A 25,321-nucleotide genomic window follows, 5' to 3' on the forward strand; every position below is an offset into this window, starting at 1 on the left:
AAACGGTAAAAATGGTGTGTCAATGCGTACAAAGCATTGATTCAGCGGCATTTACAGTGGCCGTCAATTCTGACAATTTGACGTATTGACACTCCGGTACTCCTGCGGACTACAGTTGTTTTTCACCGAAAAGGCGCGGCGGAAGGTGGAAAGGGAGTTGAATCCCGACAATTCCGCCACCACATCCAGAGTGTAGTCTGTGGTAGTGAGCAGATTCTCCGAGTGGGAGATGCGGTAGCCGTTCACAAACTCATAGAAGGTGGTCTGCCTCTCCTTGTTGAAGAAGTTGCTGAGGTATGTTCGGTTGGTGCCCAACTTCTGTGCCAGGTCCACGAGGCGCAGTCGCGGTTCGAGATAAACCTTGTCTACGGTGAAGAGTTTCTCAAGCTGTTCTGAAAGTAGCTTGATGCGTTCGTTGTCGCTTTCTTCCGTCTCTCCGTCGGCAGCAGCAGGGGCAAGGGGCTCGGCGGTTTCGGTCGGCAATGAGTCTATCACTTCTTTTATCACCAGCTCCTGTCTGTTGATGAAGTAGCACACCACCATCCATCCCACGAGCGACGACAATATATATATGGTGTCGATGAGGGTGGAGGGATATATGCAGTCCACCACCCAGATGCAGAGGATTATGAAGAAGAGCAGTGTCACTCCTCTCAGCCAGTGCAGGTTGATGTTCTCCTGATATGAGTATTCGTTCTTGAGCCAGCGGTGATAGCGTGGCAGGTCGTGTGCCACCCAGACGATGCACCACAGGCCATAGGCGAGCGACAACAGCCAGAGGAGCATATAGAAGAGGTGGTTCTGCGTCACTACATAGAGCAGCGACATCACCACGAACGGCACTTCTGTCATCACCATCCACCTCGTCTTTATCCATCCCGGCCGGCACAGTTCCACGAGTATGAAGCCGTATATCGGCACGGCGATGATGTCTACACATGTGGCGATTGCCGACAGCGAGGGGTCGTAGGCCTTGTCGGTGTCTATGATGGCGAGGTCTTTCACATTCTGCAGCGCTATCATCAGCATGATGAAGGCTATCATGTGTTTTGCCCGCCCTCTGGATCGGAACCAGAAGAGCCATGCCATCATCGAATAGAACATGATGGCCATTCCGTATGTGATGAAAAGGTATTTCCAGTCGCCTGTCATGGTATGGTTATTGGGGATTGACTTTATGACTTGCAAATATAATACTTTTCCGCTGATTTACGTGCTAATTGACTTAAGAAAAATACTTATTATAACTCCGCATTCTGACATCAGCCCCCACCTAACCTCCCCCGTAGGGGAGGGATAGATACTCTGATTATGAATAATCCTTTAATAATCAAACAGTCAAGTGTAACCGTCCCTCCCCTTCGGGGGAGGCTAGGTGGGGGCTGAAGTCAATAGCCGAAGTAACCGTCCCTCCCATACGAGAGAGAACGAGAGGGGGCTAAAGATGATAAGAGAAGTAACTCCGAATATTGTCATCAGCCCCCACCTAGCCTCCCCCGTAGGGGAGGGATAGATACTCTGATTATGGATAATTCTTTGATAATCAAACAGTCAAGAGTAACCGTTCCTCCCCTACGGGGGAGGCTAGGTGGGGGCTGAAGTCAAATAGCCGAAGTAACCTTCCCTCCCATACGAGGGAGAACGAGAGGGGGCTGAAGATGATAAGAGAAGTAACTCCGAATATTGTCATCAGCCCCCACCTAACCTCCCCCGTAGGGGAGGGATAGATACTCTGATTATGGATAATCCTTTGACAATCAAACAGTCAAGTGTAACCGTCCCTCCCCTTCGGGGGAGGCTAGGTGGGGGCTGAAGTCAGTAAGCAGAGTAACCTGTTCCTTCCCTTGGGGAAGGTTAGGATGGGTTTCCCTTGGGGAAGGTCAGGATGGGTTTGAGGTCAGGTGGGGGCTGAAGTCCTCACACCTCTCACACTTTATCCTCTTCCAGGAACTTGCGTGCTGCCCTCAGCTGATGGCGCATGATGCTTATCAGCTCCTGGCTCTCCTGCAGCATGTTCAGATAGAGCATCGACACCTTCAGGTTTTGGGCGGCGTTGACATCCTGCTGCATACGGTTGATATGGCGGTCGCGGAGTGCCGACAGCTCGTCTTTACACTCGTCGCCGATGGTCAGCGTCTCGCGGTAGAGGTCGTAGCGGTTTGTCGATATCATCTGCTCCGTGTGACTCATCAGCTCGTTGATGCGGCGGCGCACCTCCTCAAACTCGTCGATATACTCCTTTGGCATCGGCTGGAAGTTGTTGTCGAGATGCTCCTTTATCGGGTCGAGCATACGGCGCAGGCAGTACATATACTGCTGGTTGCAGTTCACTCCCAGATGGAACCACGTGTTGCGCTCCAATGCTATGCGCTCCGGAATGCGGCGCATAGCAAGGAATTCCTGTCGGCGTATCTTCTTCAGCGTTTCGCGCTCGCTGTTCACCTCTCTGTAGCTCACCTTGAGTTCCTTGAGTCTTTCGTTGCTCACGCCGTCCACGATTTTGTTGAACACATCACAGGTGAAGCGTGTCACGAAGCTCTGTGTGCGTCCCACATGCTTGCGCAGCAGGTCCCATACGATATCCTTGTCTTTCGTGCGCATCATCAGGTTGAAAATATCATCCTTCTTGTCCTCGGAACTCTTCTTCTTGTATGCCTGACCGCTACGCCAGAGCAGATAGATGTCGAGCACCATGAAGGCTATCATCACCACGAATCCTCCGAAATGCAACATCGTGCAAACCAATGCACAGGCGGCGAAGGCTACTCCTGCAGTGACGAACCATCCACCGATTACCGACAGCACTCCGGTGACGCGGAACACAGCACTGTCGCGGCTCCATGCCTTGTCGGCGAGCGATGTTCCCATTGCCACCATAAAGGTGACATAGGTGGTGGAGAGCGGCAGTTTGTAGTTCGTTCCGATGATGATGAGCATGGCGGCGAGCACGAGGTTCACGGCGGCTCTCACTTCATCGAAGGCTGCTCCCTGGGCGAGCTCCATTTCTTCTTTGTTGAATCTGCTGTCAATCCATTTCGTCGAAGAGCTTGGCATGATTTTCGAGAGTCCGTTGCCCATATCCTGCACGGCGCGCACGAGGGAGCGGGCTACTTTTGATGATCCGAACATCTCGTCGCCTTCGTCCTGACGGCTCAGGTCTACGCTGGTCTTCACCACATTCTGTGCTTTCTTTGATGTCGCCATCGCAACGATCATTATTATTCCTGCCAGCACCAGATATATCAGCGGACTCTTTGCCGAGGTCATCAGCGAGGTCATCATGAAGGCATTGGGGTCGCCGTTGCCGTTTGCCATGAAGTCCTGCATGGAGTCGAGACCGGCGAGGGGCACTCCGATGAAGTTCACGAGGTCGTTGCCGGCGAAAGCCATTGCCAGGGCGAAGGTTCCGAGCAGCACTATTATCTTGAAAACATTCACGCGCAGCAGATAGAGTATCTCGTTGAGGATGGTGGAAGCCACAAACACGGCGAGAAGCAGCATCTGGGTGTTGTCATTTATCCAGTTTTTTGTGGCGTCGCTGATGAACGGCGAACCGCCGAGCCCCTTGATGAAGATGAAGTATGCGAGGGCTGTGAATGCTATACCGCCGAAGATGGCGATGCTATAGCGCAGGTGTTTCTTGTATCTGAAGGTGAAGACGAGTCGCGAGAGCCACATCACGGCGGTACCGAAGAAGAAGGCTATCGCCACCGACACGAAGATGGCTATGATGACGCTCAGCGCCTTGCTGGAGTTCATCAGGTCAGTAATCATGAGCGACGGGTCGGCGTTCATCTTGAAGAGTGCCAGGATGAAGGTGGCACCGAGAAGCTCGAAGACGAGCGACACGGTGGTGGAGGTTGGCATGCCGAGGGTGTTGAAGATGTCGAGCACCACCACGTCGGTAACCATCACCGCCAGGAATATCGTCATCACCTCGGCGAAGGTGTAGTTGGCGGGGTGCATGATGCCATGGCGTGCCACGTCCATCATTCCGGCGCTCATCACCGCTCCGATGAGGACTCCTGCCGACGCTACAACAAGGACAGTCCTGAAGCGTGCCACCTTGGCACCTATGGCTGACTGCAGGAAGTTCACAGCGTCGTTGCTCACTCCCACAAACAAGTCGAACACTGCCAGCATGAGCAGGAATGCGACTATCACAAAGTAGATTGTTTCCATAATTAATATATTTATCCGCTTGCAAAATTACTTTGGCAATATTACAAGCAGTTTAAACAGATATTACATTTCTGTTACAACGGCTATTTTTTCCTGTATTGTTCCGACGGTCTTCTCGCCCTGCCTGTCTGCAAGTTTTCTCTTTTTGGAAGTAATATGCGGATTGATAATGGGCAAACCTGATGTTTTTTTAGAAGGAATATGTAGTTTTGAACTGTAGGGAAACAACTAATATAACTCCGCATACTGACTTTAGCCCCCACCTAGCCTCCCCCGAAGGGGAGGGACAGATACTCTAATTACGGATAATCCTTTGATAATCAAACAGTCAAGTGTAACCATCCCTCCCCTACGGGGGAGGATAGGTGGGGGCTGAAGTCAGTAAGCAGAGTAACCTGTTCCTTCCCTTGGGGAAGGTTAGGATGGGTTTGAGGATAGGTGGGGGCTCAAGTCAGTAACCAGAGTAACCTGTTCCTTCCCTTGGGGAAGGTTAGGATGGGTTTGTGGCTAGGTGGGGGCTCAAGTCAGTAACCAGAGTAACTCGTTCCTTCCCTTGGGGAAGGTTAGGATGGGTTACCCTTTGGGAAGGTTAGGATGGGTTTGAGGCTAGGTGGGGGCTGTTATTCAATTCGTATTAACCACCCAGGGGCTTATCTAGGTTTTCTTCGAAAAACCAAAACAAACCATCCTATTCCTTTGCCATTACCCGAAAAATCATTACTTTTGCTATCACATTATTATAAATAACGAAACAACAACCCGCTTATGAGAAAGATAACGAACCCGTTCGCCGGCATGGAAGGATTCCACTGTTTCGGCTGCTGCAAAGACAATGACCACGGCGTACACATGGACTTCTATGAAGACGGCGACGACGTGGTGTGCTTCTGGAAACCCGACGGCGAATACCAGGGATGGCGAAACACGCTGCACGGAGGAATACAGGCAACGCTGCTCGACGAGACGGCGGCATGGGTGGTGTTCAGGAAACTGCAGGTCATGGGCGTCACATCGAAGCTGGAACTGTCATACCGCCGCCCGGTGCTCACCACCGACTCGCAGATCACTCTCCGCGGACATATCACCGAACAGAAGCGCAACCTGGCTTTCGTAGAACTCACGCTGGAGAACTCCAAAGGGGAGGTATGCACCACGGCACGCGCCGTATACTATCTATTTACCCAGGAGAAGTCTAAGGAAAATGGCTTCACCGGCTGTGGCACCGAAGACGAAGAACTCCTGTTCTGACTTCATGGCAATGACTTGCCTTCTTAATGGCTCCTCATCTGATATCAGACAAAGCTGGGCAAAAATACGAACACACACTGGCATCAGCCCCCACCTAACCTCCCCCGAAGGGGAGGGACAGATACCTTAGGCAATCAGTCTGCCATCGGTTATCAGTCTGCCATCGGTTATCAGTCTGTCATCGGTTATCAGTCTGTCATCGGTTATCAGTCTGCCATCGGTTATCAGTCTGTCATCGGTTATCAGTCTGCCATCGGTTATCAGTCTGTCATCGGTTATCATAAAGAGGAGTAACCGTCCCTCCCCTTCGGGGGAGGCTAGGTGGGGGCTGAAGTCAGTAACCAGAGTAACTCGTTCCTTCCCTTGGGGAAGATTAGGATGGGTTTGAAGTCAGTAGCTGGAGTAACTTGTTCCTTCCCTTGGGGAAGGTCAGGATGGGTTTAAGGTCAGGATGGGTTTGAGGTCAGGATGGGTTTTTAAATCACAAGACACCAACCCTCCTCTCTGTTAAAATATCATAACACATTAATTTTTTCTCACAACAAACACAATCTCCTACGGAAAAAGTCACTAACTTTGCATCGATTATATAAAAATCGAGTCAATAAAAGTCAGAGGCTGAAACAGAAATGCGGACGCCACTGCTGATAAAGCATATACATAAAAGCGGTGCCCAAATGCGTTAGACATCTGAAATACAATTTTATTAATGCTAAGTAAGCTAAGGCTATAAAACGAACAAGAGGCGCAAGCCCACTAAAGCAAAGCCGAGGCAACACAGTATAGAAGAGAAAAGGCATCAGTAAGTCAGTGTCGCCGCACAGATGTAGAATATATACAGAGAAAGATAATTCATTAGCAAGTAAGACGATAAATTAACTAGAAAATGAGATTAAAACATTTCCCAACAGGTTTATTGCGCTGCGGTATATCCAAGCGCAAGGCTAAACTTTTCGTGACAGCACTTATGGTAGCTGCCACAGCACAGACGTGTTTTGCACAGACTACTGAACAGCCCATCGCAGCATGGACAGGCACTAAACCTTCCGATGCCAATGGCAAAACCGTTTACCTTTATAACGTAGGTACCAAGCAGTTTCTTGGTAAGGGCGGCCGCTGGGGCACCGAGGCTACCATGAACGTGGAGGGTGTGCCGTTTACGCTGACTTATGGAAGTGGCACCTTCACGCTTACCTCAAAGGTGAAGCAGGAAGGTGGTTCTTCCTCCCTTGGACAGCTGACCTTGATGGATGGAAAAAACTCGATATATGACAAGGGCAATTATTTTGTTGACCAAAATGGATCTTCCTTCACCGCCACGGAGCAGGGTGACGGCTATGTGATTACTTCAAAAGCTACAACTTCAGGTAGCGATATGTATGATAAAACCTATAAAGTGGTGGCGTTGGGTGCAAACCAGAAGGCATATGCCAAACTCTCAACCGAAGCTTGGGTGCAGGTCGACTCTACCGACTACGCTACATGGATTATCGTGACGGAGGATCAGCGCAAGGACGCTTTCAAGACAGTTAACAACGCCCATGTGGCAGCAGTGAACGCCACCTTCTTGATGTCCGACTTCGACTTCGCTCGTAATGACAACTCTTGCTCGGAATGGAAGACGGGGGCTACCTCCACAGGAACCACCACAGGAACACTCTCTTATAAGGGCAACAAGGTCTGCAAACCAACGGATGCTATTCCTTCGACCATTAAGGAGTACACGTACACCAGTACTCATGATTATGATTATAAATTTTTTGGGGGAACCCAGAGTCATACTTCTGTGATCGTAACCACGGAGGATCATGGAGCTACTTGGGAAAGAGAGTGCCAGGAAGCCTCAGAGCATGGTCGTGGTTATACAACAACAGTTATTTACGAGAAGAAGAAAACTGAGGACAAGGTTGTTGAGGGTTACACCTACTACTTAGGTAACGGTTACGACGAAGGAGAATACACCACCGACCCCATCACAGGCAAGACGATGAGTCAAAAAGAGAACCGTCAGCAATCCTACGGTGGTGCTTGGACTGCCAACATCCACGGTGCCCGCGGTTCGGTGGTGCAGACCATTCCCACTAAGAACATGATCAAGGAGGGTTGGTATCGCGTGAGCTGCGTGGGCTTCACCACCGCCACAAAGGGTATCGCTCGCCTCTACGCCGCAGCAGGTATGGGTAACACTACCGGTTCGGCCACGGCACAGAGCGAAAAGTTTGCTACCGCCAGCTTGCACCGGATTGATCCTGCCAACAAGCCCGCCACCTATGTGGCCGCTTCGAAGCTCCTCGACACGCCCAACGTAAACACCTACGACGCTTCGGTGAAGGTGTATGTGTCGGAGAAGACCCCAGGAGTCTATGAGACGCTCTCGTTTGGTATTCAGGTGGGTAGCGCTGCCGACGAAAGCCAGGACGCCAATGCCGAGGCATGGACCTGCTTCGACAACTTCAAGATTGAGTACCTCGGTACGCCCCCCAACACGCTCATCCTCGATGAGGACCAGGAGGACGGCGCCTATATCAATGCCCAGGCAGCGGACGACAACAAGACGCTCCAGAAGTCGGTGGTTTACCTGCACCGCACCATGAACACTGACAAGTGGAACTCACTGGTGTTGCCCATCAGCCTCAATGTGGGTCAGGTGAAGAGCATCTTCGGCGACCAGGTGCACATCTCTGAGTTCAAGGGTGCATACGATGAGAATCACCCGCAGCGCATCATCTTCGACCCGATCACAGCCGACCGCAACGACGCCGATGCCATCGCTATCAAGGAGGGCAAGCTCTATCTCGTGAAGCCGACGGCCGACGGTGGCATGCCTCAGGGACAGACGGAAAAGACGTTCACTTACAATGGCAAGACCATCTCGGTGACGAACTACTACACCATCGTGGGTGTGACCTTCAAGCAACAGAAAGATGTGAAAGACATTAACTACAGCGCTCGCGTGATGGGCAAAACAGGCAATGAGGACTTTGATACTAAGCAGCAGGTGCAGTTTGTGGGTACTTACGTGAAGTGCTTCGACACCAACAACAACATTCCCGCCAACTCCTATGTGCTCAATGGCAACAACGTGGGTGGCACAACCGGCCTCTGGTACTACCGCACCGTGCCGACCAAGACCAAGGGCTTCCGCGGATGGCTGCAGTCGGTTCAGGGCCAGGCCTCAAAGGTCTTCGAGTATGAGATTGAGGGCGTGGTCGAACAGGTGAACGGCAACACGACAGCCATCGACGGCATCGAGGCAGCGCAGCAGCACAGCGCCAACATCTACAACCTCAACGGACAGCTCGTGCGCCAAGGCGCCACCTCTACCGAGGGTCTGCCCAGCGGCCTCTACATCGTAGGCGGCAAGAAGTTGGTAGTGAAGTAATCCATAGGTTAAACTCTTTAATCAGCAATAAACATGAAAAAGCAATATATAAAGCCCACAGCCGTTAAGGTGGCAGTGAAGGGCACCCTGATGCACACCGGAAGCATTCAGAACACCACTGGGGATGTGCAGACAGGTGTACAGGAAAACCATGAGGATGGTTTCGAGGCCGGTTCTAAGGATCACAGCACCAACCTCTGGGACCAGTGGGAGGATTAACCCCCAAGCGAATGTTACCCCGACATTCCTAACAACATAGATGTTACAGGCGGATGTGTCCGTTATCGTAACAGTAACGATATTTTATTTCGGAATAACTATCCACAAGCCGGCCGTCAACGATGACAGCCGGCTTGTTTTGCTTATGTGAGCCATGAAGATCGTAGCGATAGAGCAACGCGTGCTGGACTCGGATTCCTTGTTGTATTTTGCTCATTGACAAATACTCTGGTTTTTAGACAATATAAGAGAAACACTCCATAATCGAAACATGCAAATCTGGGTATAAACAGACGAGGAGCAAGGAATCACATCATCTACTAACAAAAAAAACTTAAATAGAAGAAATTGTTTTCTTATTACAGAGGATTTAGATAACTTTGCAGAATATAGGCACTTGAAGGAAAACAAACGACCTAATGACCGATTTGGGTTGAAGTCTGCAATAGCAAAAACCTCAACTGACCACAACGACAAGAGATATGAGATACGCAATAATAGCAGCCGGCGAAGGATCAAGGCTCGCCACCGAAGGAATAGATATGCCGAAACCACTCGTGGAGGTGAATGGCGAACCGCTCATCGATCGCCTGATAAGGATATTCGCTGACAACAACGCCGAGGAGATTGTAGTGATCTGCAACGACAAGACGACACTCGTCAGCAGCCACCTGATGAAGATTCAGGAGGACGGACTCAACGGCAGACGCATCCCGCTGCGCTTCGTGGTGAAGAGCACACCCAGCTCCATGCACAGCCTTTACGAGATAAGCCGGTATCTGGAGGGCGCACCATACTGTCTTACCACCGTGGACACGATATTCCGCGAGAAGGAGTTCAGCAACTATATCATGGCTCTGAACGACGCGATGGAGACATATTCAGCTGACGGACTGATGGCGGTGACCGACTATATCGACGATGAGAAACCGCTGTATGTGGATACCGATGGGACGATGACCATCACGGGATTCCTCGACCATAGCGACTCCTGCCGATATATCTCCGGAGGCATCTACGGACTGTCCCCAAAATCCATCGCCACGCTGCATGCCTGCATAGAGCGGGGAGAGAGCAGAATGAGGAATTTCCAAAGGGCTATGGTGGCTGACGGACTGCATCTGGAGGCCTTCCCCTTCAGCAAAATCCTCGACATCGACCACAAGAGCGACATCGGGAAGGCAGAGGAGTTTTTGAGAGTATGAAGCCTCTCCTAACCTCCCCTAAAGGGAAGGGACTGGTTACACTCTCCAACTAAGAACTGGATTGACAAACGCCAGTTCAATTCTCAGAGGAAAGACAGTAACGGAGTAACCTGCATCTCCCCTACGGGGGAGAACGAGAGGGGGCCGATATTGATAAGAAAAGTAACTCCGAATATTGACTTCAGCCCCCACCTAACCTCCCCCGTAGGGGAGGGACTCAAAAGCCTCCTCCTAACCTCCCCCTAAAGGGAGAGGGACTTAGTTACTTCGGATTATGAGGGGGTACTTCGGATTATGAGGGGTACTTCGGATTATGAGGGGTACTTCGGATTATGAGGGACAAGCGGGGGAAATTATGAATTATGAAAGTGAAGTATGAATTAATCTCCATATATCGGGCTGAGAGGTATTCGCCAAATTCCGTGGAGCGCGACAAAGCCATCATGGATGCGGTATGCGAAAAGCTCAGTACACGATATAACATATATAAAACAAGGGAAGAAGACATCGAGACGGAAGGGATGCCGCTGATGCAGAGACTGCCAGACGCCCATCTGCCACACTCCAGCGCCCCACTACTTGTCCTCTCTATGGCAAGGAGCAGGAAAGCACTCGACATCCTGACGCAGATGGAAGGTGAGGGAGCGAGAGTGATAAACCGTCCGCAACCTGTCCTCAACGCCACAAGGAGCGTCATCGACAGGATGATGAGAGAGAACGACTTTCCCTGTGCCCCACTCCACGGCGACCACGGATGGTGGATAAAGCGAGGCGACGAGGCGGCGCAGGAGAAGGGTGACGTAAGATTTGCTGCCAACGAGAAAGAGAGGGACATCATCACAGAGGAATTCAGAAAGAGAGGAATAACCGACATCGTGACAACGGCACACGTAGACGGAGACCTCGTGAAATTCTACGGTGTGGCAGGAACGGCATTCTTCCACACTACCTACCCGACGGATGGCGGATTCTCGAAGTTCGGCGACGAGAGACGCAACGGCACATCACGCCACACGTCCTTCGACATTGCCGCCCTGCATAACGACGCCTCGCGGTTGGCTCAGCTTACGGGAATAGAGGTGTATGGCGGCGACTGCATAGTGAGGTCCGACGGTTCGTATGCCATCATCGACTTCAACGACTGGCCCAGTTTCTCCGTCTGCCGACACGATGCGGCAGAGGCAATAGCGACAATAGCGGAGTGACGTCATCAGCCCCCACCTAACCTCCCCCGTAGGGGAGGGACAGATAGCAATGGAAGGTGAAGGCTGCTGATAAGACAGCAATGGCTAATAAGGTTGCTGAGGATCTTCAATTAATAAAACAAACAAAACAAACGACATGGCAACATTTAAGGAGATGCTCAAGGCATCAATGAAATCTAAAGATACGGAAGAATGGCTGGACGTGTATTTCACACGACCTATAGGACTGGTGTTCACACTGCTGTGGAAACGCCTCGGAGTTCACCCAACGGTGATAACGATACTCGGCATGATACTCGGAGCAGCGGCAGGATGGATGTTCTGGCATAGCGAACTGGAATATAACATCTGGGGAGTGGTGCTGATGATGCTGAGCAACTTCTGCGACTCCACCGACGGACAGTTGGCACGACTGACAGGAAAGAAGACACTCGTGGGACGAGTGCTCGACGGCTTCTCGGCTGACGTTACATTCTTCTGCGTGTATTTCGCTCTCTCAATGAGAATGATGACCGAACTGATTCCGGGCACCGACGTGACCTGGGGACCATGGATATGGGTGATGGCATTCATGGCTGGCATCATGAGCCATTCGCCGCAATGTCTGCTCTCCGACTACTACCGACAGATACACCTGTTTTTCCTGAAAGGCAAGGAAGGCAGCGAACTCGACAAGTCGGAGGAACAATGGCGGATCTTCCGCGAGCAGCCCAAGAAGGCGCTCTTCTTCCGTGCCTTCTATTACAACTACGCCAAATACTGCGCCACACAGGAGCGACGCACGAAGAATTTCCAACTCATGATGGCAGAGGCGACAAACCGCTACGGTGCACCGCTGAACCTGCCTGCTGCGCTGAAGGAGGAATTTCTTGCCGGCAGCCGTCCGCTGATGAAATACACCAACCTGCTCACCTTCAACATGAGAGCCATCGCCCTGTATATCGCCTGTCTGATAGACCTGCCATGGCTATATCTGCTGTTTGAAATCGTGGTGATGAACATTATGTATATATACATGCACCATGAGCACGAGAACCTCTGTCACAAGATGGTGCAGAGAATAGTAGCCTGCAGCGAGGCAAAAGCGACGAAGGAAAACGAGAACAAGGAGGAATCCGATGAGAACAAGGAGTCAGAAGACTGCCACAATACTGATATCAAGGAGGACTGACGATGCGGATTAAAGGATTTATCTTTGACTACGGCGGTACGCTCGACACCAGAGGCAACCACTGGGGAAAGGTGTTGTGGCACGGGTATGAGAGAACCGGAGTGCCCGTAGGCGAACAGGATTTCAGAGATGCCTACGTATACGGCGAGCGCACGCTTGCCACCAGTCCGATAGTGAAACCCGACTTCACCTTCCGCGACACACTGCAGGCTAAGATAAGGCTGCAGCTGCAATGGCTGGAGGAGAAGAGGAATCTGGGCGACGCCACAGGATATCTCAAGAGAATCCTCGACGACGTGTATCAGCAGACCATGCAAACGACAAAGGAGTCTGCACTGGTGCTGGAGGAATTGGCAAAGAAATACCCACTCGTGCTCGTGAGCAACTTCTATGGCAATATCGCCACCGTGCTCCGCGAGTTCAGCCTCGACCATCTGTTCGGCGACATCATAGAGTCGGCAGTAGTGGGAATAAGGAAACCCGACGCCCGCATCTTCGCCCTGGGAGTGGAACGGCTCGGCATGAAAGCCGAAGAGGTGGCAGTGGTCGGCGACAGCTACGACAAGGACATCCTGCCCTCCCACTCCATCGGTTGCCACACGATATGGTTCAAAGGCGAAGGATGGACAGACGAGGTGGTGGAGAATCCCGTTGCCGACAAGGTGATAGGGAGTCTGAAGGAGATTCTGTCGCTGGCGGAATGACGGGCGAAGGAGCTCACCTTTGTCTGATGAAGACAACATAAGGATACAATTCCGAAAATCAAGAGAGAAATGAAAAGACTGAAATCATTATTCATATTGCTGCTGCTCTCCACCCTCATGGCGAGCGCACAGCAAATCACCGGTGTCATCGTTGACGAGGCCACCGGCGACAGCATACCCCTTGCCAGCATCAGGTATAAGGGGCACGGCAAATCGTATGTGAGTGACAATGGAGGTCGGTTCACAATAGAGAAGCACGACGGCTGGTATGCCACATTCAGCGCCGTGGGCTATCAAGACCTCAAACTGCTCATAGGCACCAACTCTCCCAACCACATGCGCATCACGCTGAAGCCCGACACCAAGAGTCTGTCGGGAGTGACGGTGAAGTCAAAGCGCAAGAGATACAAGAGAAAGGAAAACCCTGCCGTGGCACTGATGCGACGGGTGATAGCAGCCAAGAAGCGCACCGACATAGAAAATCACGACTTCTTCCAATATGCCAAATACCAGAAGCTGACACTGGCGGTGAACGACATCTCGCCGAAGGAACTGGAAAGGAAGGGCACGAAGAAGACCAACTGGATGGTGAACCAGGTGGAGGCTTGCCCATACAACAACAAGCTGATAATGCCGGTAATGGTTGACGAGACCATCTCGCGGCAGATATACCGCAAGGACCCTCATTCGGAAAAGACAATCATCGTGGGACAGCATATGGACGGCGTGAACAAGTTCATACAGACCGGCGAGGTGATGGGCACAGTGATGAAAGACGTGTTCAGCAACGTGAACATCTACGACGACCAGATACGACTGCTGCAGGCACGCTTCACCAGTCCGATAGGAAAAGACGCCATACAGTTCTACCGCTACTATATCGTAGACACGGTGAAGGTGGAGCGCGACTCGTGTTTCCATCTGCAGTTCCTGCCCAACAACCAACAGGACTTCGGATTCTCCGGAGAACTGTGGATTGTGAAGGACTCCACGCTCCACGTGAAGCGCTGCCATCTGACGCTACCTTCCAAGTCGGGAGTGAACTTCGTGGAGGGTATGCAGATACAGCAGGCTTACACCAAGCTGGACAACGGCGAATGGGTGCTGACGCAAGACGACATGGTGGCGGAGCTGTCACTGCTCAGCGTACTCACCAAGGCGATAGTGATAAGAAACACGCGGATGACAGACTATCTTTTCGACTCCATACCGGCGAAACATTTCAAAGGGAAGCAGAAGGAGATATACCAGCCCGACGCCAAGATCCGCGACAGGATGTTCTGGCAGCAGGTGAGAATGGTGCCGCTGACGAGGTCGGAGGCGAGGATGCCGCAGTTCCTGCGCGACATAGAGAACTCGCGCAACTTCAAATACGCTCTCTTCGCCCTCAAGGTGGCAATAGAGAATTTCGTGGAGACGGGATCGCAGCAGGCACCGAGCAAATTCGACATCGGACCGATAAACACGATGATCACGAGCAACTTCGTTGACGGAACGAGAACGCGACTCAGCGGACAGACTACGGCAAACCTGAACAGGCACTGGTTTCTGAAGGGCTACTACGCCCACGGCTGGGGCAGCAGGAAGAACTACTATAATGCCGACCTCACCTACTCGTTCAACGCCAAGCAGTATCTGCCCCACGAATACCCGAAGCGCACGCTGACACTGTCGTCGTCGCATGACGTATGCTCACCGTCGGACAAGTTCCTGATTACCGACAAGGACAACGTGTTCACATCGCTGAAGTGGACTAAGGTGAAGGAGATGATGTTCTACAACAGACAGCAGCTCGCCTTCGAATACGAATGGTATGGCGGACTGAAGGCTATGGCAAAGCTGAAGACCGAAGAGAATGAGGCGTGCGGCGACCTGAAGTTCATACCGCTGTCGGCAAACGGCGTGGCTCCGGCAGAGCCATGGAAGATACGCACCACGGAGGCCTCGGTGATGCTGAGATATGCACCGGGCGAAACGGTGGTGAACACAAAGCAGAACAGAGTGTCGGTCAACCGCGAGGCTCCTGTCTTCACCATCTCCCACACGATGGGAGTGAAGGGGGTGCTGGGAGGCGACTACAACTACAACTTCACCGAAGCCACGATATACAAGCGCTTCTGGATGAACAGCTGGGGCGACCTGAACGTTGACCTCAGAGGCGGAATACAATGGAACAAGGTGCCGTTCCCGCTGCTAATCATGCCAGCCGCCAACCTGTCGTATCTCGCACAATACGGCACGTTCAACCTCATCAACAACATGGAGTTTCTGAACGACCGCTATGCCAGCATCGACGTGTGGTGGAACATGAACGGCAAGATACTTAACCGCATCCCGTTCATCAAGAAGCTCAAGTGGAGGGAGTATATAGGAGTGAAATGTCTGTGGGGTAACCTGACAGAGAAGAACAACCCATACTCTGCCTGTAATATCGGCAACACGCAGCTGATGCAATTCCCCGACGGTGCCCACCTGATGGACAAGAACAAGCCCTATGTGGAAATCGTGGCTGGAGTGAGCAACATCTTCAAGGTGCTCAGCGTGCAGTACGTGAGACGCCTCAACTATCTCGACCTGCCTACGGCTCACAAACAGGGAGTGAGGTTCAAGCTGATGTTCAAGTTCTGACGGAAGGCGGAACAGAGAGAAACAATATCAAATAATCAATAATCAATACCCATACAATAATGCCACAGCAACAATCAGACATAAGACAAAAGACAAGATACAAGAAACCCCGGATGTACAAAGTGACGATGCACAATGACAACATCACGACGATGGAATTCGTAATCAAGGTGCTGATAGAGATATTCCATAGAACTCCCGATGACGCAGAACAGCTGATGCTGAAGATACACCACGAAGGTTCGGCTATGATAGGTGTCTACACCTACGACATGGCACGAACGAAGGTGCGCACCGTCACTCTGATGGCACAGGAGAAGGGCTTTCCGCTCAAGACCACATACGAACCGGAATGATACGGAGAGCAGAAGAATTTAACCCAAATCGGCCATTAGGGCTTGCTTGGATTTTGCTTTTTTAGAAGAGTGGATTTTGTTTGGCTTTTAATGAGTAATAGCGAGCTATTGCGAATTAAAAACAGACAAAAGACGCCTTATAAAAAACAAAAGACTGCAAGCAGTCATCAAATAATTCTATAAACGGCCTAATGACCGATTCGGGTTTAAGACTTGGCACAAAAGACAAGACAAAACGGAAACAGAAAGAAGGAAAGTATGGAATTAAGAAACTCACATAGCATAAACAAAGCGGTGGAGACGGCATTGGACATTGCCGTAAGCATGGCACACGAATACATAATGCCGGAGCATCTGCTGATGGGACTGATACAGCAGGAGCCGTTCAAGCTGGCTCTTCAGAAGAGCAGAGTGGACTACAACAAGCTGCATGCAAGACTCACAAAATATCTCAAAGACCAGGACAAGAAGTTTGGCAAATACCAGGTGCCCGTTCCGTCGGCACAGTTTACTGACCTGGTACAAAACGCATGCACCATAGCCAAGAGATTCAAGAAAGAATTCGCCGGCGTGAGAGAATACATTGTGGCACTCGCCAATCTGCAGGACTCTATGGCTGCCTATATACTTGACACCGCGATAGAAGACCATGAGAGCGAATTCATGGAATACCTCACCGAAGCATATCCGCAGTTTCTGGAATATGAAGACGACACTCCCGACCTCGACGATGATGACCTCGACGACGACGATGATATGTTTGACGACGACGGCCAGCCGATGCCGTTCACGAGTCCGGAAGACTGGAAGAGTCTTGTGACCAACATTTCTGAAGTTGCCAAGACCCACACGCCGCTGATAGGCAGAGAGAAGGAGCTGGACAGGACGATACAGGTGATATGCCGGATGGAGAAGAACAACCCTCTGCACGTGGGCGATCCAGGCGTAGGCAAGACGGCATTGATATACGGACTGGCAAACCTGATAAACAAGGGGCAGGTGCCCGACAGGCTGAAGGGTGCCACGATATACGGCATGGACATGGGACAGCTGCTCGCCGGAGCACAGTTCAGGGGCGACTTCGAAAAGCGTCTGAAACTGATCCTCGACGGTGCGAGCAAGGAGAAATCCATACTCTATCTCGACGAGATACACAACATCATCGGCGCCGGCAGAGGCAGCGACGGTGGTCCCGACGCCTCCAACATCCTCAAGCCTTATCTTGAGAGCGGCGCAATATGCTTCGTGGGTGCCACCACGCATGAGGAATACAACCGCAAGATGCTCAAGGACGGTGCAGTGACGCGCCGTTTCCAGACCATCGACATCAAGGAGCCTTCGGTTGAGGAGGCGATAAAGATAGTAACCGGACTGCAGCCGAGCCTGCAGAAATACCACAAGGTGTCGTATCGCAAGGAGGCTCTGGAATATGCCGTGACAGCCAGTGCGAAGCATATATCAGGACGCTGCCTGCCCGACAAGGCAATCGACCTTCTCGACGAGGCGGGTGCTTATCTGGAGGTACACCCAGTGGAGAACCGCCGCCGGTCGTGGGTGACGAAAAGCCTCATCGACGACATCCTCGTCAAGGTGTGCAAGATTCAGGCTACGGCTCTCAAGGAGGAGGACAACGGGGCGCTGATGACCCTGCGCGAGAGGATGCTCGAAAGCATCTACGGACAGGACAAGGCGATTGACGAAGTGACGGAGGCGGTGATGATGGCTAAGGCAGGTCTCACCGAAGACGACAAACCGCTCGCCTCGCTGCTCTTCGTCGGTCCTACGGGAGTGGGAAAGACGGAGGTGGCACGTATGCTCTCAAAAGTGCTCGGAGTGGAGCTCGTGCGCTTCGACATGTCGGAATACACGGAGAAACACGCCGTGGCGAAACTTATCGGTTCGCCGGCGGGATACGTGGGATATGAGGACGGCGGTCTGCTCACCGACGCCATCAGGAATACTCCAAACTGCGTGCTGCTGCTCGACGAGATAGAGAAAGCTCACAGCGACATATACAACATACTGCTGCAGGTGATGGACTATGCCCGTCTGACCGACAACCGCGGACAGAAGGCTGACTTCCGCAACGTGATCCTCATAATGACATCAAACGCCGGAGCACAGTTCGCCGCACAGGCCAACGTGGGATTCACGGGAAATGTGACGAAAGGTGAGGCGATGATGAAGCAGGTGAAGAAGACTTTCAAGCCGGAGTTCATCAACCGACTCAGCGACATCGTGGTGTTCAACGAGATGGACAAGAACATGGCACGCCTCATCCTCAACAAGAAGCTGAAGGAACTGAAGGACAAGGTGGCTGCCAAGGAACTGACCCTGAAGATCAGCGACGCTGCCTTCGAACACATGCTCGGGAAGTGTTTCACCAAGGAATATGGAGCGAGAGAGGCCGACCGTGTGATTGCCCACGAACTGAAACCGCTGATAATGCGCGAGATTCTGTTTGGAAAGAGAAAGAAGGGCAGCACTCTGGCAGTGGACTTCAACAACGGCGTGATGGCTGTCAGGAACAGTTCAAAAAGCCAGTCGGCAGATAATGCATAACCCACAAACCGTAACGGCATACTGACAATATGATATTCGGATTAGACTCCACAATAGCCTTCCCCGACCCGAGGCTGGGCGAAGACGACGGACTGTTTGCCGTGGGCGGCGACCTGAGCATCGACCGCCTGCTGCTGGCATACAGCAACGGCATATTCCCATGGTACAGTTTCCGCGACTGCAAGGAAATATGGTGGTACTGTCCCATGGACCGCTTCGTGATATTCCCCGAGAAGATACACGTGAGCCACTCCATGCGCACTCTGATGAGGAAGCAGGAATACTCCGTGAGCATCAACCGCGACTTCGACGGAGTGATAAGCAACTGCAGTCAGCTGCGCTACGACGAGGCTGGAGCATGGCTCGGCGAAGATATGATAAAGGCATACAAGGCGCTACACGAACAGGGCTTCGCTGCCAGCGTGGAGGTGTGGGACAAGGACGACAGGCTCGTAGGCGGTCTCTACGGTGTGAACATCGGAGCGGCTTTCTTCGGTGAGAGCATGTTCTCACTCGTGCCGTCGGCTTCGAAACTGGCGCTGATAGAGTTGGCACACATCATGAAGGACAATGGCGGCAAGCTCATCGACTGCCAGTTTGAAACTCCCCACCTGAAGACCATGGGCGGCGAGCATATCTCCTACGACGAATATATGAAGATTCTGCAACAAACAAATATATAGTCACAAATAATAACAGTCTTATAGCACCACCAATAAGTTTTCAACGTTACACTTGCAAAAAATCTCAAAAAGGTGTATATTTGCACTGCGATAAATCTCAAAAAGGTGTATATATGCGCAATTAAAAATCTCAAAAAGGTGTATATTGGCACAGTCAAAAATCTCAAAAAGGTGTATCGCATAGGGGATAGATATTTTGAATAGGTGTAAAAGGCGTTACTATGAAGAGAAAAATATACAAACAGCTCCTTGACTGGAAGGAGAAAAGAAACGGCGAAGTGGCATTGCTCATAGAGGGTGCACGACGCATAGGTAAGAGTTATATCGTAGAAGAGTTCGGCAAGAATGAATACGAGTCATATATTCTCATCGACTTCAACAAGGCTCCGCAAATGGTCAGAGACTGGTTCGACCTCTATTTGGAAGACCTTGATATGCTGTTTCTCTATCTGAGTCAGCATTACAAGGTGAGGCTACACGAACGCAAGTCGCTTATCATTCTTGACGAGGTGCAGCTGTGTCCTAGGGCGAGAGCTGCCATCAAGTTCTTGGTGAAAGATGGTAGATATGACTACATTGAGACCGGATCGCTGGTAAGCATTAAGAAAAATACGCAGGGCATCGTACTACCATCCGAAGAGCGCCCTATACAGATGTACCCAATGGACTTTGAAGAGTTTCTATGGGCCACTGGTAACGACATGCTGATGGACTTAATACGTAAGATGTATGCAGAAAAGAAGCCAATGGGACAGGCTTTCCATCGTCAGGCTATGGATGTATTTCGTCTCTATATGATAGTGGGAGGAATGCCACAAGCCGTCAAGAAGTATGTAGAGACGAAAGATTTCGATGCCGTAGATGCCGCCAAGCGCGACGTGCTGACCATCTACCGTAACGACATCTTCAATTACGCAAGTGAGATTGCCGACAAGGTGGTGTCTGTTTTCGATCAGATTCCTCCTCAACTTTCAACGCATGAGAAGAAGTTCCGTCTGTCAGCTCTAAAACCAGGTGCAAGATATCGTGATTGGGATGATGCTTTCTTCTGGCTGAAGGACGCAAGAGTTGTCAACATCTGCTACAACTCGACTGAGCCGAACATCGGACTGAAGATGAATGAAGACCGTACCACTCTGAAGTGCTACATGAACGATACGGGCTTATTAATCAGTCACGCTTTTGACGAAAAGGGTATTGTCTCGTCAGAGATTTATCAGAAACTGCTCTTTGGAAAACTTGAGGTGAACGAAGGGATGCTCATTGAGAATATTGTGGCACAAATGCTGACTGCCAGCGGCAACAAACTCTTTTTCTATAGTAAGTCATCCGAAGAAGCCGAAAACCGTATGGAGATAGACTTCTTGCTCCAAAAGGACAAAGTGACAACACGTCATAATATTCGCCCGATAGAAGTAAAAAGTGGCAAGAACTATACATTGTCTTCCATAACAAAGTGTATGAAGAAGTTTGGAGAATACATGACCTCTCCTACGGTTTTGCATGCAGCCGACTACAAGGTGGAAGATGGTATCACATATATTCCGCTTTACATGACACCATTATTGTGAATAAAGAAGCTAATATGCAAGCATTGAATAATTACAACTAACAGAATACTATTATGAACATGGAAGGATACAAAAGCAAGGAGTACGGACAGCCAACGAAGCGTTTCGTACAGACCATGCAACTGAAAGACGACTCAGAACTGATGAAGGAATACCGCAAGGCTCACGACAAGGATCATTTCTGGCGCGAGATAGAAGAGGGAATAAAAGCAGTGGGAATACTGGAGATGGAGATATACATCCTTGGCAACCGTCTGGTGATGATCGTTGACGCTCCGCTTGACTTCTGCTGGGACGAGGCGATGGCGCGTCTTGCCACCCTGCCCCGACAGGAGGAATGGGAACGCCATGTGGCGATGTTTCAGGAATGTGCCGCCGATGCCACGTCTGACCAGAAATGGCAGATGATGGAAAGGATGTTCTATCTGTATTGACATAAAAGCCTCATTCCATGGATACTTTTGTCCATTTTTGGGCACGGTGCTTGCCCAACAGGGGCAAGGTGCTTTCTCAACAGGGGCAAGCTGCTTGCCCCACTTGGGCACGGATAGTAATCATTTTCTTTACATTTTGTTGTCCTTGCCAAGGATTGTGATTTGGCTATTTGCAAAAGGAAAAAGACCAACCGGAATAGGGTCTTTATGCAGGTCTTACCTGACAGCAACAGTATATTCTTATCACACGTACTGAAAAGGGTGCGTCACAGACTTATGACACACCCTCCTCAATCATTTATGCGAAATTGTTTAGTGGCAGGGGCTGTAGCATTCATACGTGGTGTTGCGTCTGTATCAAAGAATACATCATCAAAGATGTTACTCAACCAATCTGAATTATTATTTCTACGTGCTAACAACATAATTAAAACCTCCAATTTTATTTTACTCGTCCTCCCGGTTCCTTGCGGCCCCGTCGGGATTTCTGTTTGTTATTTATTAATGTTCTTTATCTGTTACTTTTTTGATTGCCTCCGTCTCGAACTCCGTTGTTCTTTCGAACTCCTTCATCTTTTGGCTTCAGCTTTCACTCTCATGCTGAGCAACTTGCGTGCTAGCGGCTGAAGGGTGACAAAGTTGGCATGAAAAGCTAAATATTTTAAACTTTTCTGCCAGATAATGCGGTAATCTCAAAAAAAAATGTGTAACTTGGTCACCAACTTAAAAATCAATGCATGAATCAAATAAATTATAAAAAATCAATAAAGAAACAACTACTTTCTATGGCGATGCTGATGGCGATGTCGCTTTCAGCCAGTGCCCAGCAACTGCTTCCTTATCAGAATACGAACCTTTCTGTTGAGGCTAGAGCCAATGATTTGCTTTCCCGTCTTACCTTGGAAGAGAAGATGAAGTTGATGATGGATACTTCGCCAGCCATTGCCCGATTGGGCATTCCACAGTTTCAATGGTGGAACGAGGCGCTGCATGGAGTGGGACGAAACGGATTTGTTACCGTTTTCCCTATCACGATGCACATGGCGGCTTCGTGGGACGATACCTTATTATATAAGGTGTTTACTGCCGTGAGCGATGAGGCAAGAGCCAAGGCGCAGGAGGCGAAGAAGAGCGGCAACATCAAGCGCTACCAGAGTCTGAGTTTCTGGACTCCGAATATCAATATCTTCCGCGACCCACGATGGGGACGTGGACAGGAAACTTATGGAGAAGATCCTTATCTGACCACAAGAATGGGACTTGCTGTGGTGAATGGTTTGCAGGGACAGACCTTTGATGGCAAACCGATGTCGGCTCCGGGAGTTCTGGCTCCGGCTTCCTCACAGGCTCCCCAATACGTCAAGCTCCTGGCCTGTGCCAAGCATTTTGCCGTTCATAGTGGTCCGGAATGGAACCGGCACAGTTTCAATGTAGAGGATTTGCCTGAGCGTGATTTGTGGGAGACTTATCTGCCTGCCTTCAAATCACTGGTGCAGGATGCAAATGTGGCAGAGGTGATGTGCGCCTATCAGCGGATTGACGGAGCACCTTGTTGCAGCAATGCCAGGTATGAACGACAGATTCTTCGTGATGAATGGGGATTCAAGGGATTGATAACTTCCGATTGCGGAGCCATCAACGACTTTTATGTGCCCGGCCGACATGGTACGGCGAAGACTCCGGCTGAGGCTACGGCGCAGGCAATTGGTGCCGGAACCGACGTGGAATGCGGAAGCGTTTACCGTTCGCTTCCTGAGGCGGTGAAGACAGGAATGATAAGCGAGGAAAAGGTGAACGAGAGCTTGAAGCGCCTGCTGATAGCCCGTTTCCGCCTGGGTGATTTCGATCAGGACAAGAACGTGCCTTGGACTCAGATTCCATCTTCCGTCATCGCCAGCAAGGCGCATAAGGATTTGGCTGAGAAGATGGCAGAAGAGGGAATCGTGCTTCTTCAGAACCGGAAAAATCTTCTGCCGCTGAAATCAGCAGGAATGAAGATCGTCGTGATGGGGCCAAATGCCAACGATTCCATCATGCAGTGGGGCAACTATTCGGGTTATCCTACTTCTACCACCACCATCCTGCAGGGCATCAGAAAATATGTGAAGGATGCCAAGTATATTCCTGCCTGCACGTTGACAAGAAATGAAGTTTCAGAAAGCCGATTCAATCTCCTGACTTCTGCCGATGGTAGCAAGGGGATGAAGGCTACTTATTGGAACAATTCTGAGATGAAGGGCGAGCCGGTGGCTACAGCCATGATGACTTCGCCTATCAACCAGAGCAATGGCGGAAATACCGTCTTTGCACCGGGAGTGAATCTTACGGATTTCTCTGCCCGATACGAGGGCGTGTTTACTCCGGAAGAGGATGAAACCTTGAACGTCAGAATGGGGTGCGATGATGGTTACCGGCTCATCATTGATGGCGATACGGTGGCGAATGTATGGAAGGGACGTGCCCGTGTGCAGATGCTCAACAAGCCAATTTCCGTGAAGGCGGGAAAGCCGATGAAGATACAGGTGGATTATTTCCAGAAGACCGATATGGCGGTGATGCAGTTTGACATTGTGAAGAACTATACGCCAACCGAGTCTCAGCTTCTGGCTGAGGTTGGCGATGCTGACGTGGTGGTTTTCGTAGGCGGAATCTCTCCTAGTCTTGAGGGTGAGGAGATGAAGGTTTCTGAGCCGGGTTTCAAGGGTGGCGACAGAACTGATATCGAATTGCCTCAGGCTCAGCGCAAGGTGATGGAGATGTTGCATCGGGCTGGCAAGCGAGTGGTGTTCGTCAACTGTTCGGGCAGTGCCATTGCCATGGTTCCAGAAACAGAGAATGCGGAATCTATCCTTCAGGCTTGGTATCCGGGCGAACGGGGTGGAGAAGCCGTGGCAAAGGTACTCTTTGGCGAGGTGAATCCATCGGGCAAGCTTCCGGTAACCTTCTATAAGAGCGTGAATGATCTTCCTGATTTCCTCGATTATACGATGAAGAATCGCACCTACCGTTACTTTAGGGGCGAGACTCTCTTCCCATTCGGACATGGATTGAGCTATACATCGTATGAATATGGAAAGCCGACATTGAAGAAAGTTAAGAGTGAAGAACGAAGAGTGAAGAATGAAGAACGAAAAATGAAGAATTCTTCGGCTTATTCCTTGAGTTTCTCTTTATCTAATAAAGGTAATAGGGAAGGAACGGAAGTGGCTCAGGTTTACATCCGTAGAATGGATGATGCTGAGGGTCCTATCAAGACCTTGAAAGCTTTCAAGCGAATTACTTTGAAGGCAGGCGAGAAGCAGCAGGTAACCATCAGTCTGCCTCGTCAGAGTTTCGAAGGTTGGGATTCCCAGACCAATACCATGCGTGTGGTTCCCGGCAAATATCAGATCTTCGTAGGTGGTTCGAGTGCCGATGCTGCGAAGAATGTGATAGAAGTGAAAGTGAAATAAAATGCTTCAAGAGGGTGTGTCATAAGTCTGTGACGCACCCCTTTTTATTTTTTGCCTTTTCACAGATACGAAATCTTTAAAAAACATTTTTATTTATCGAGTAGGAGGTAAACACTAATCATAGGTGTTTATCTCCTACTTTCATGTTTACCGACCTCTCACACCACCGTACATGCGGTTCCGCATACGGCGGTTTCGTGCTTTTACACCTCACGGTGTGTGACAAGTTGTTTTCAGCCATCCCTTCGAGATACGTCACTTCTATTCTATTGTCGGATTCCGTCCTATCTTGTGAATAGAGAGTTCCTTTTCGGACATC

Annotated in this window: 18 protein-coding genes; 14 read left to right on the forward strand and 4 right to left on the reverse strand. The window is 50.5% G+C overall.

The genetic code is table 11. The annotated features are described in order from the left end of the window. Positions 1–63 precede the first annotated feature (63 nt). Positions 64–1,152: a helix-turn-helix domain-containing protein gene (locus CCC32_RS03090; RefSeq protein WP_287072233.1), complete on the reverse strand. Its 1,089-nt coding sequence runs from the start codon at positions 1,150–1,152 to the stop codon at positions 64–66. Between the two features lie 774 nt (positions 1,153–1,926). Further along, positions 1,927–4,182: an inorganic phosphate transporter gene (locus tag CCC32_RS03095; RefSeq protein ID WP_042518838.1), complete on the reverse strand. Its 2,256-nt coding sequence runs from the start codon at positions 4,180–4,182 to the stop codon at positions 1,927–1,929. A 765-nt stretch (positions 4,183–4,947) separates the two neighbouring features. On the opposite strand from CCC32_RS03095, the gene CCC32_RS03100 reads away from it, so the two are divergent. Next, positions 4,948–5,430 (forward strand): PaaI family thioesterase, encoded by a 483-nt coding sequence (locus CCC32_RS03100; protein WP_042518836.1) that lies wholly within the window; start codon positions 4,948–4,950, stop codon positions 5,428–5,430. Positions 5,431–5,556: 126 nt separating this feature from the next. On the opposite strand, the gene CCC32_RS03105 is transcribed toward CCC32_RS03100, so the two are convergent. After that, positions 5,557–5,712 (reverse strand): hypothetical protein, encoded by a 156-nt coding sequence (locus CCC32_RS03105; protein ID WP_287072236.1) that lies wholly within the window; start codon positions 5,710–5,712, stop codon positions 5,557–5,559. A 604-nt stretch (positions 5,713–6,316) separates the two neighbouring features. Here CCC32_RS03105 and CCC32_RS03110 point away from each other — a divergent pair. From CCC32_RS03110 to xyl3A, 13 genes are all read left to right on the forward strand, one after another. Further along, positions 6,317–8,812 (forward strand): hypothetical protein, encoded by a 2,496-nt coding sequence (locus CCC32_RS03110; RefSeq protein WP_287072238.1) that lies wholly within the window; start codon positions 6,317–6,319, stop codon positions 8,810–8,812. Positions 8,813–8,845: 33 nt separating this feature from the next. Then, positions 8,846–9,031: a hypothetical protein gene (locus CCC32_RS03115; protein WP_044074575.1), complete on the forward strand. Its 186-nt coding sequence runs from the start codon at positions 8,846–8,848 to the stop codon at positions 9,029–9,031. A gap of 482 nt (positions 9,032–9,513) precedes the next feature. Continuing rightward, a complete protein-coding gene (locus tag CCC32_RS03120; protein ID WP_042518831.1) occupies positions 9,514–10,236 on the forward strand; it encodes a nucleotidyltransferase family protein in 723 nt (240 codons plus the stop codon). Positions 10,237–10,598: 362 nt separating this feature from the next. After that, entirely contained in the window at positions 10,599–11,441 is an 843-nt protein-coding gene (locus tag CCC32_RS03125) for a hypothetical protein (protein WP_287072239.1), read from the forward strand. A 136-nt stretch (positions 11,442–11,577) separates the two neighbouring features. Further along, positions 11,578–12,612, forward strand: coding sequence for a CDP-alcohol phosphatidyltransferase family protein (locus CCC32_RS03130; protein WP_022316399.1), 1,035 nt, complete (start codon positions 11,578–11,580; stop codon positions 12,610–12,612). Positions 12,613–12,614: 2 nt separating this feature from the next. Next, complete coding sequence (locus CCC32_RS03135; protein ID WP_022316400.1) at positions 12,615–13,316, forward strand: HAD family hydrolase; 702 nt, start codon at positions 12,615–12,617, stop codon at positions 13,314–13,316. Between the two features lie 69 nt (positions 13,317–13,385). Then, positions 13,386–15,944 carry a DUF5686 family protein gene (locus CCC32_RS03140; RefSeq protein ID WP_287072242.1) on the forward strand — a complete coding sequence of 853 codons (2,559 nt, stop codon included), beginning with the start codon at positions 13,386–13,388 and terminating at the stop codon, positions 15,942–15,944. 113 nt (positions 15,945–16,057) lie between these two features. Continuing rightward, positions 16,058–16,300, forward strand: coding sequence for an ATP-dependent Clp protease adaptor ClpS (locus CCC32_RS03145; RefSeq protein ID WP_231557023.1), 243 nt, complete (start codon positions 16,058–16,060; stop codon positions 16,298–16,300). A gap of 258 nt (positions 16,301–16,558) precedes the next feature. After that, entirely contained in the window at positions 16,559–18,862 is a 2,304-nt protein-coding gene (locus CCC32_RS03150; RefSeq protein WP_287072244.1) for an AAA family ATPase, read from the forward strand. A 29-nt stretch (positions 18,863–18,891) separates the two neighbouring features. Then, positions 18,892–19,545 (forward strand): leucyl/phenylalanyl-tRNA--protein transferase, encoded by a 654-nt coding sequence (aat, locus tag CCC32_RS03155; RefSeq protein ID WP_042518822.1) that lies wholly within the window; start codon positions 18,892–18,894, stop codon positions 19,543–19,545. Positions 19,546–19,766: 221 nt separating this feature from the next. After that, positions 19,767–21,116: an ATP-binding protein gene (locus tag CCC32_RS03160; RefSeq protein ID WP_287072250.1), complete on the forward strand. Its 1,350-nt coding sequence runs from the start codon at positions 19,767–19,769 to the stop codon at positions 21,114–21,116. Positions 21,117–21,169: 53 nt separating this feature from the next. Continuing rightward, on the forward strand, positions 21,170–21,550 hold the full coding sequence (locus CCC32_RS03165) for an L-rhamnose mutarotase (protein WP_287072252.1): 381 nt from the start codon (positions 21,170–21,172) through the stop codon (positions 21,548–21,550). 737 nt (positions 21,551–22,287) lie between these two features. Further along, complete coding sequence (xyl3A, locus tag CCC32_RS03170; RefSeq protein WP_231557020.1) at positions 22,288–25,002, forward strand: xylan 1,4-beta-xylosidase; 2,715 nt, start codon at positions 22,288–22,290, stop codon at positions 25,000–25,002. A gap of 118 nt (positions 25,003–25,120) precedes the next feature. On the opposite strand, the gene CCC32_RS03175 is transcribed toward xyl3A, so the two are convergent. Then, on the reverse strand, positions 25,121–25,321 hold a 201-nt coding region (locus CCC32_RS03175), incomplete at its 5' end, for a hypothetical protein (protein ID WP_287072254.1).

This window comes from Prevotella sp. LMAG:51 (genome assembly GCF_008680225.1).
Taxonomy (GTDB): Bacteria; Bacteroidota; Bacteroidia; order Bacteroidales; family Bacteroidaceae; genus Prevotella; species Prevotella pectinovora.

Bases quoted from the DNA above. Each gene is read 5' to 3' on its own strand.
- CCC32_RS03090 (WP_287072233.1), bottom strand. From the start codon at position 1,152: ATGACAGGCGACTGGAAATACCTTTTCATCACATACGGAATGGCCATC.
- CCC32_RS03095 (WP_042518838.1), bottom strand. From the start codon at position 4,182: ATGGAAACAATCTACTTTGTGATAGTCGCATTCCTGCTCATGCTGGCA.
- CCC32_RS03100 (WP_042518836.1), top strand. From the start codon at position 4,948: ATGAGAAAGATAACGAACCCGTTCGCCGGCATGGAAGGATTCCACTGT.
- CCC32_RS03105 (WP_287072236.1), bottom strand. From the start codon at position 5,712: ATGATAACCGATGACAGACTGATAACCGATGGCAGACTGATAACCGAT.
- CCC32_RS03110 (WP_287072238.1), top strand. From the start codon at position 6,317: ATGAGATTAAAACATTTCCCAACAGGTTTATTGCGCTGCGGTATATCC.
- CCC32_RS03115 (WP_044074575.1), top strand. From the start codon at position 8,846: ATGAAAAAGCAATATATAAAGCCCACAGCCGTTAAGGTGGCAGTGAAG.
- CCC32_RS03120 (WP_042518831.1), top strand. From the start codon at position 9,514: ATGAGATACGCAATAATAGCAGCCGGCGAAGGATCAAGGCTCGCCACC.
- CCC32_RS03125 (WP_287072239.1), top strand. From the start codon at position 10,599: ATGAAAGTGAAGTATGAATTAATCTCCATATATCGGGCTGAGAGGTAT.
- CCC32_RS03130 (WP_022316399.1), top strand. From the start codon at position 11,578: ATGGCAACATTTAAGGAGATGCTCAAGGCATCAATGAAATCTAAAGAT.
- CCC32_RS03135 (WP_022316400.1), top strand. From the start codon at position 12,615: ATGCGGATTAAAGGATTTATCTTTGACTACGGCGGTACGCTCGACACC.
- CCC32_RS03140 (WP_287072242.1), top strand. From the start codon at position 13,386: ATGAAAAGACTGAAATCATTATTCATATTGCTGCTGCTCTCCACCCTC.
- CCC32_RS03145 (WP_231557023.1), top strand. From the start codon at position 16,058: ATGTACAAAGTGACGATGCACAATGACAACATCACGACGATGGAATTC.
- CCC32_RS03150 (WP_287072244.1), top strand. From the start codon at position 16,559: ATGGAATTAAGAAACTCACATAGCATAAACAAAGCGGTGGAGACGGCA.
- aat (WP_042518822.1), top strand. From the start codon at position 18,892: ATGATATTCGGATTAGACTCCACAATAGCCTTCCCCGACCCGAGGCTG.
- CCC32_RS03160 (WP_287072250.1), top strand. From the start codon at position 19,767: ATGAAGAGAAAAATATACAAACAGCTCCTTGACTGGAAGGAGAAAAGA.
- CCC32_RS03165 (WP_287072252.1), top strand. From the start codon at position 21,170: ATGAACATGGAAGGATACAAAAGCAAGGAGTACGGACAGCCAACGAAG.
- xyl3A (WP_231557020.1), top strand. From the start codon at position 22,288: ATGAATCAAATAAATTATAAAAAATCAATAAAGAAACAACTACTTTCT.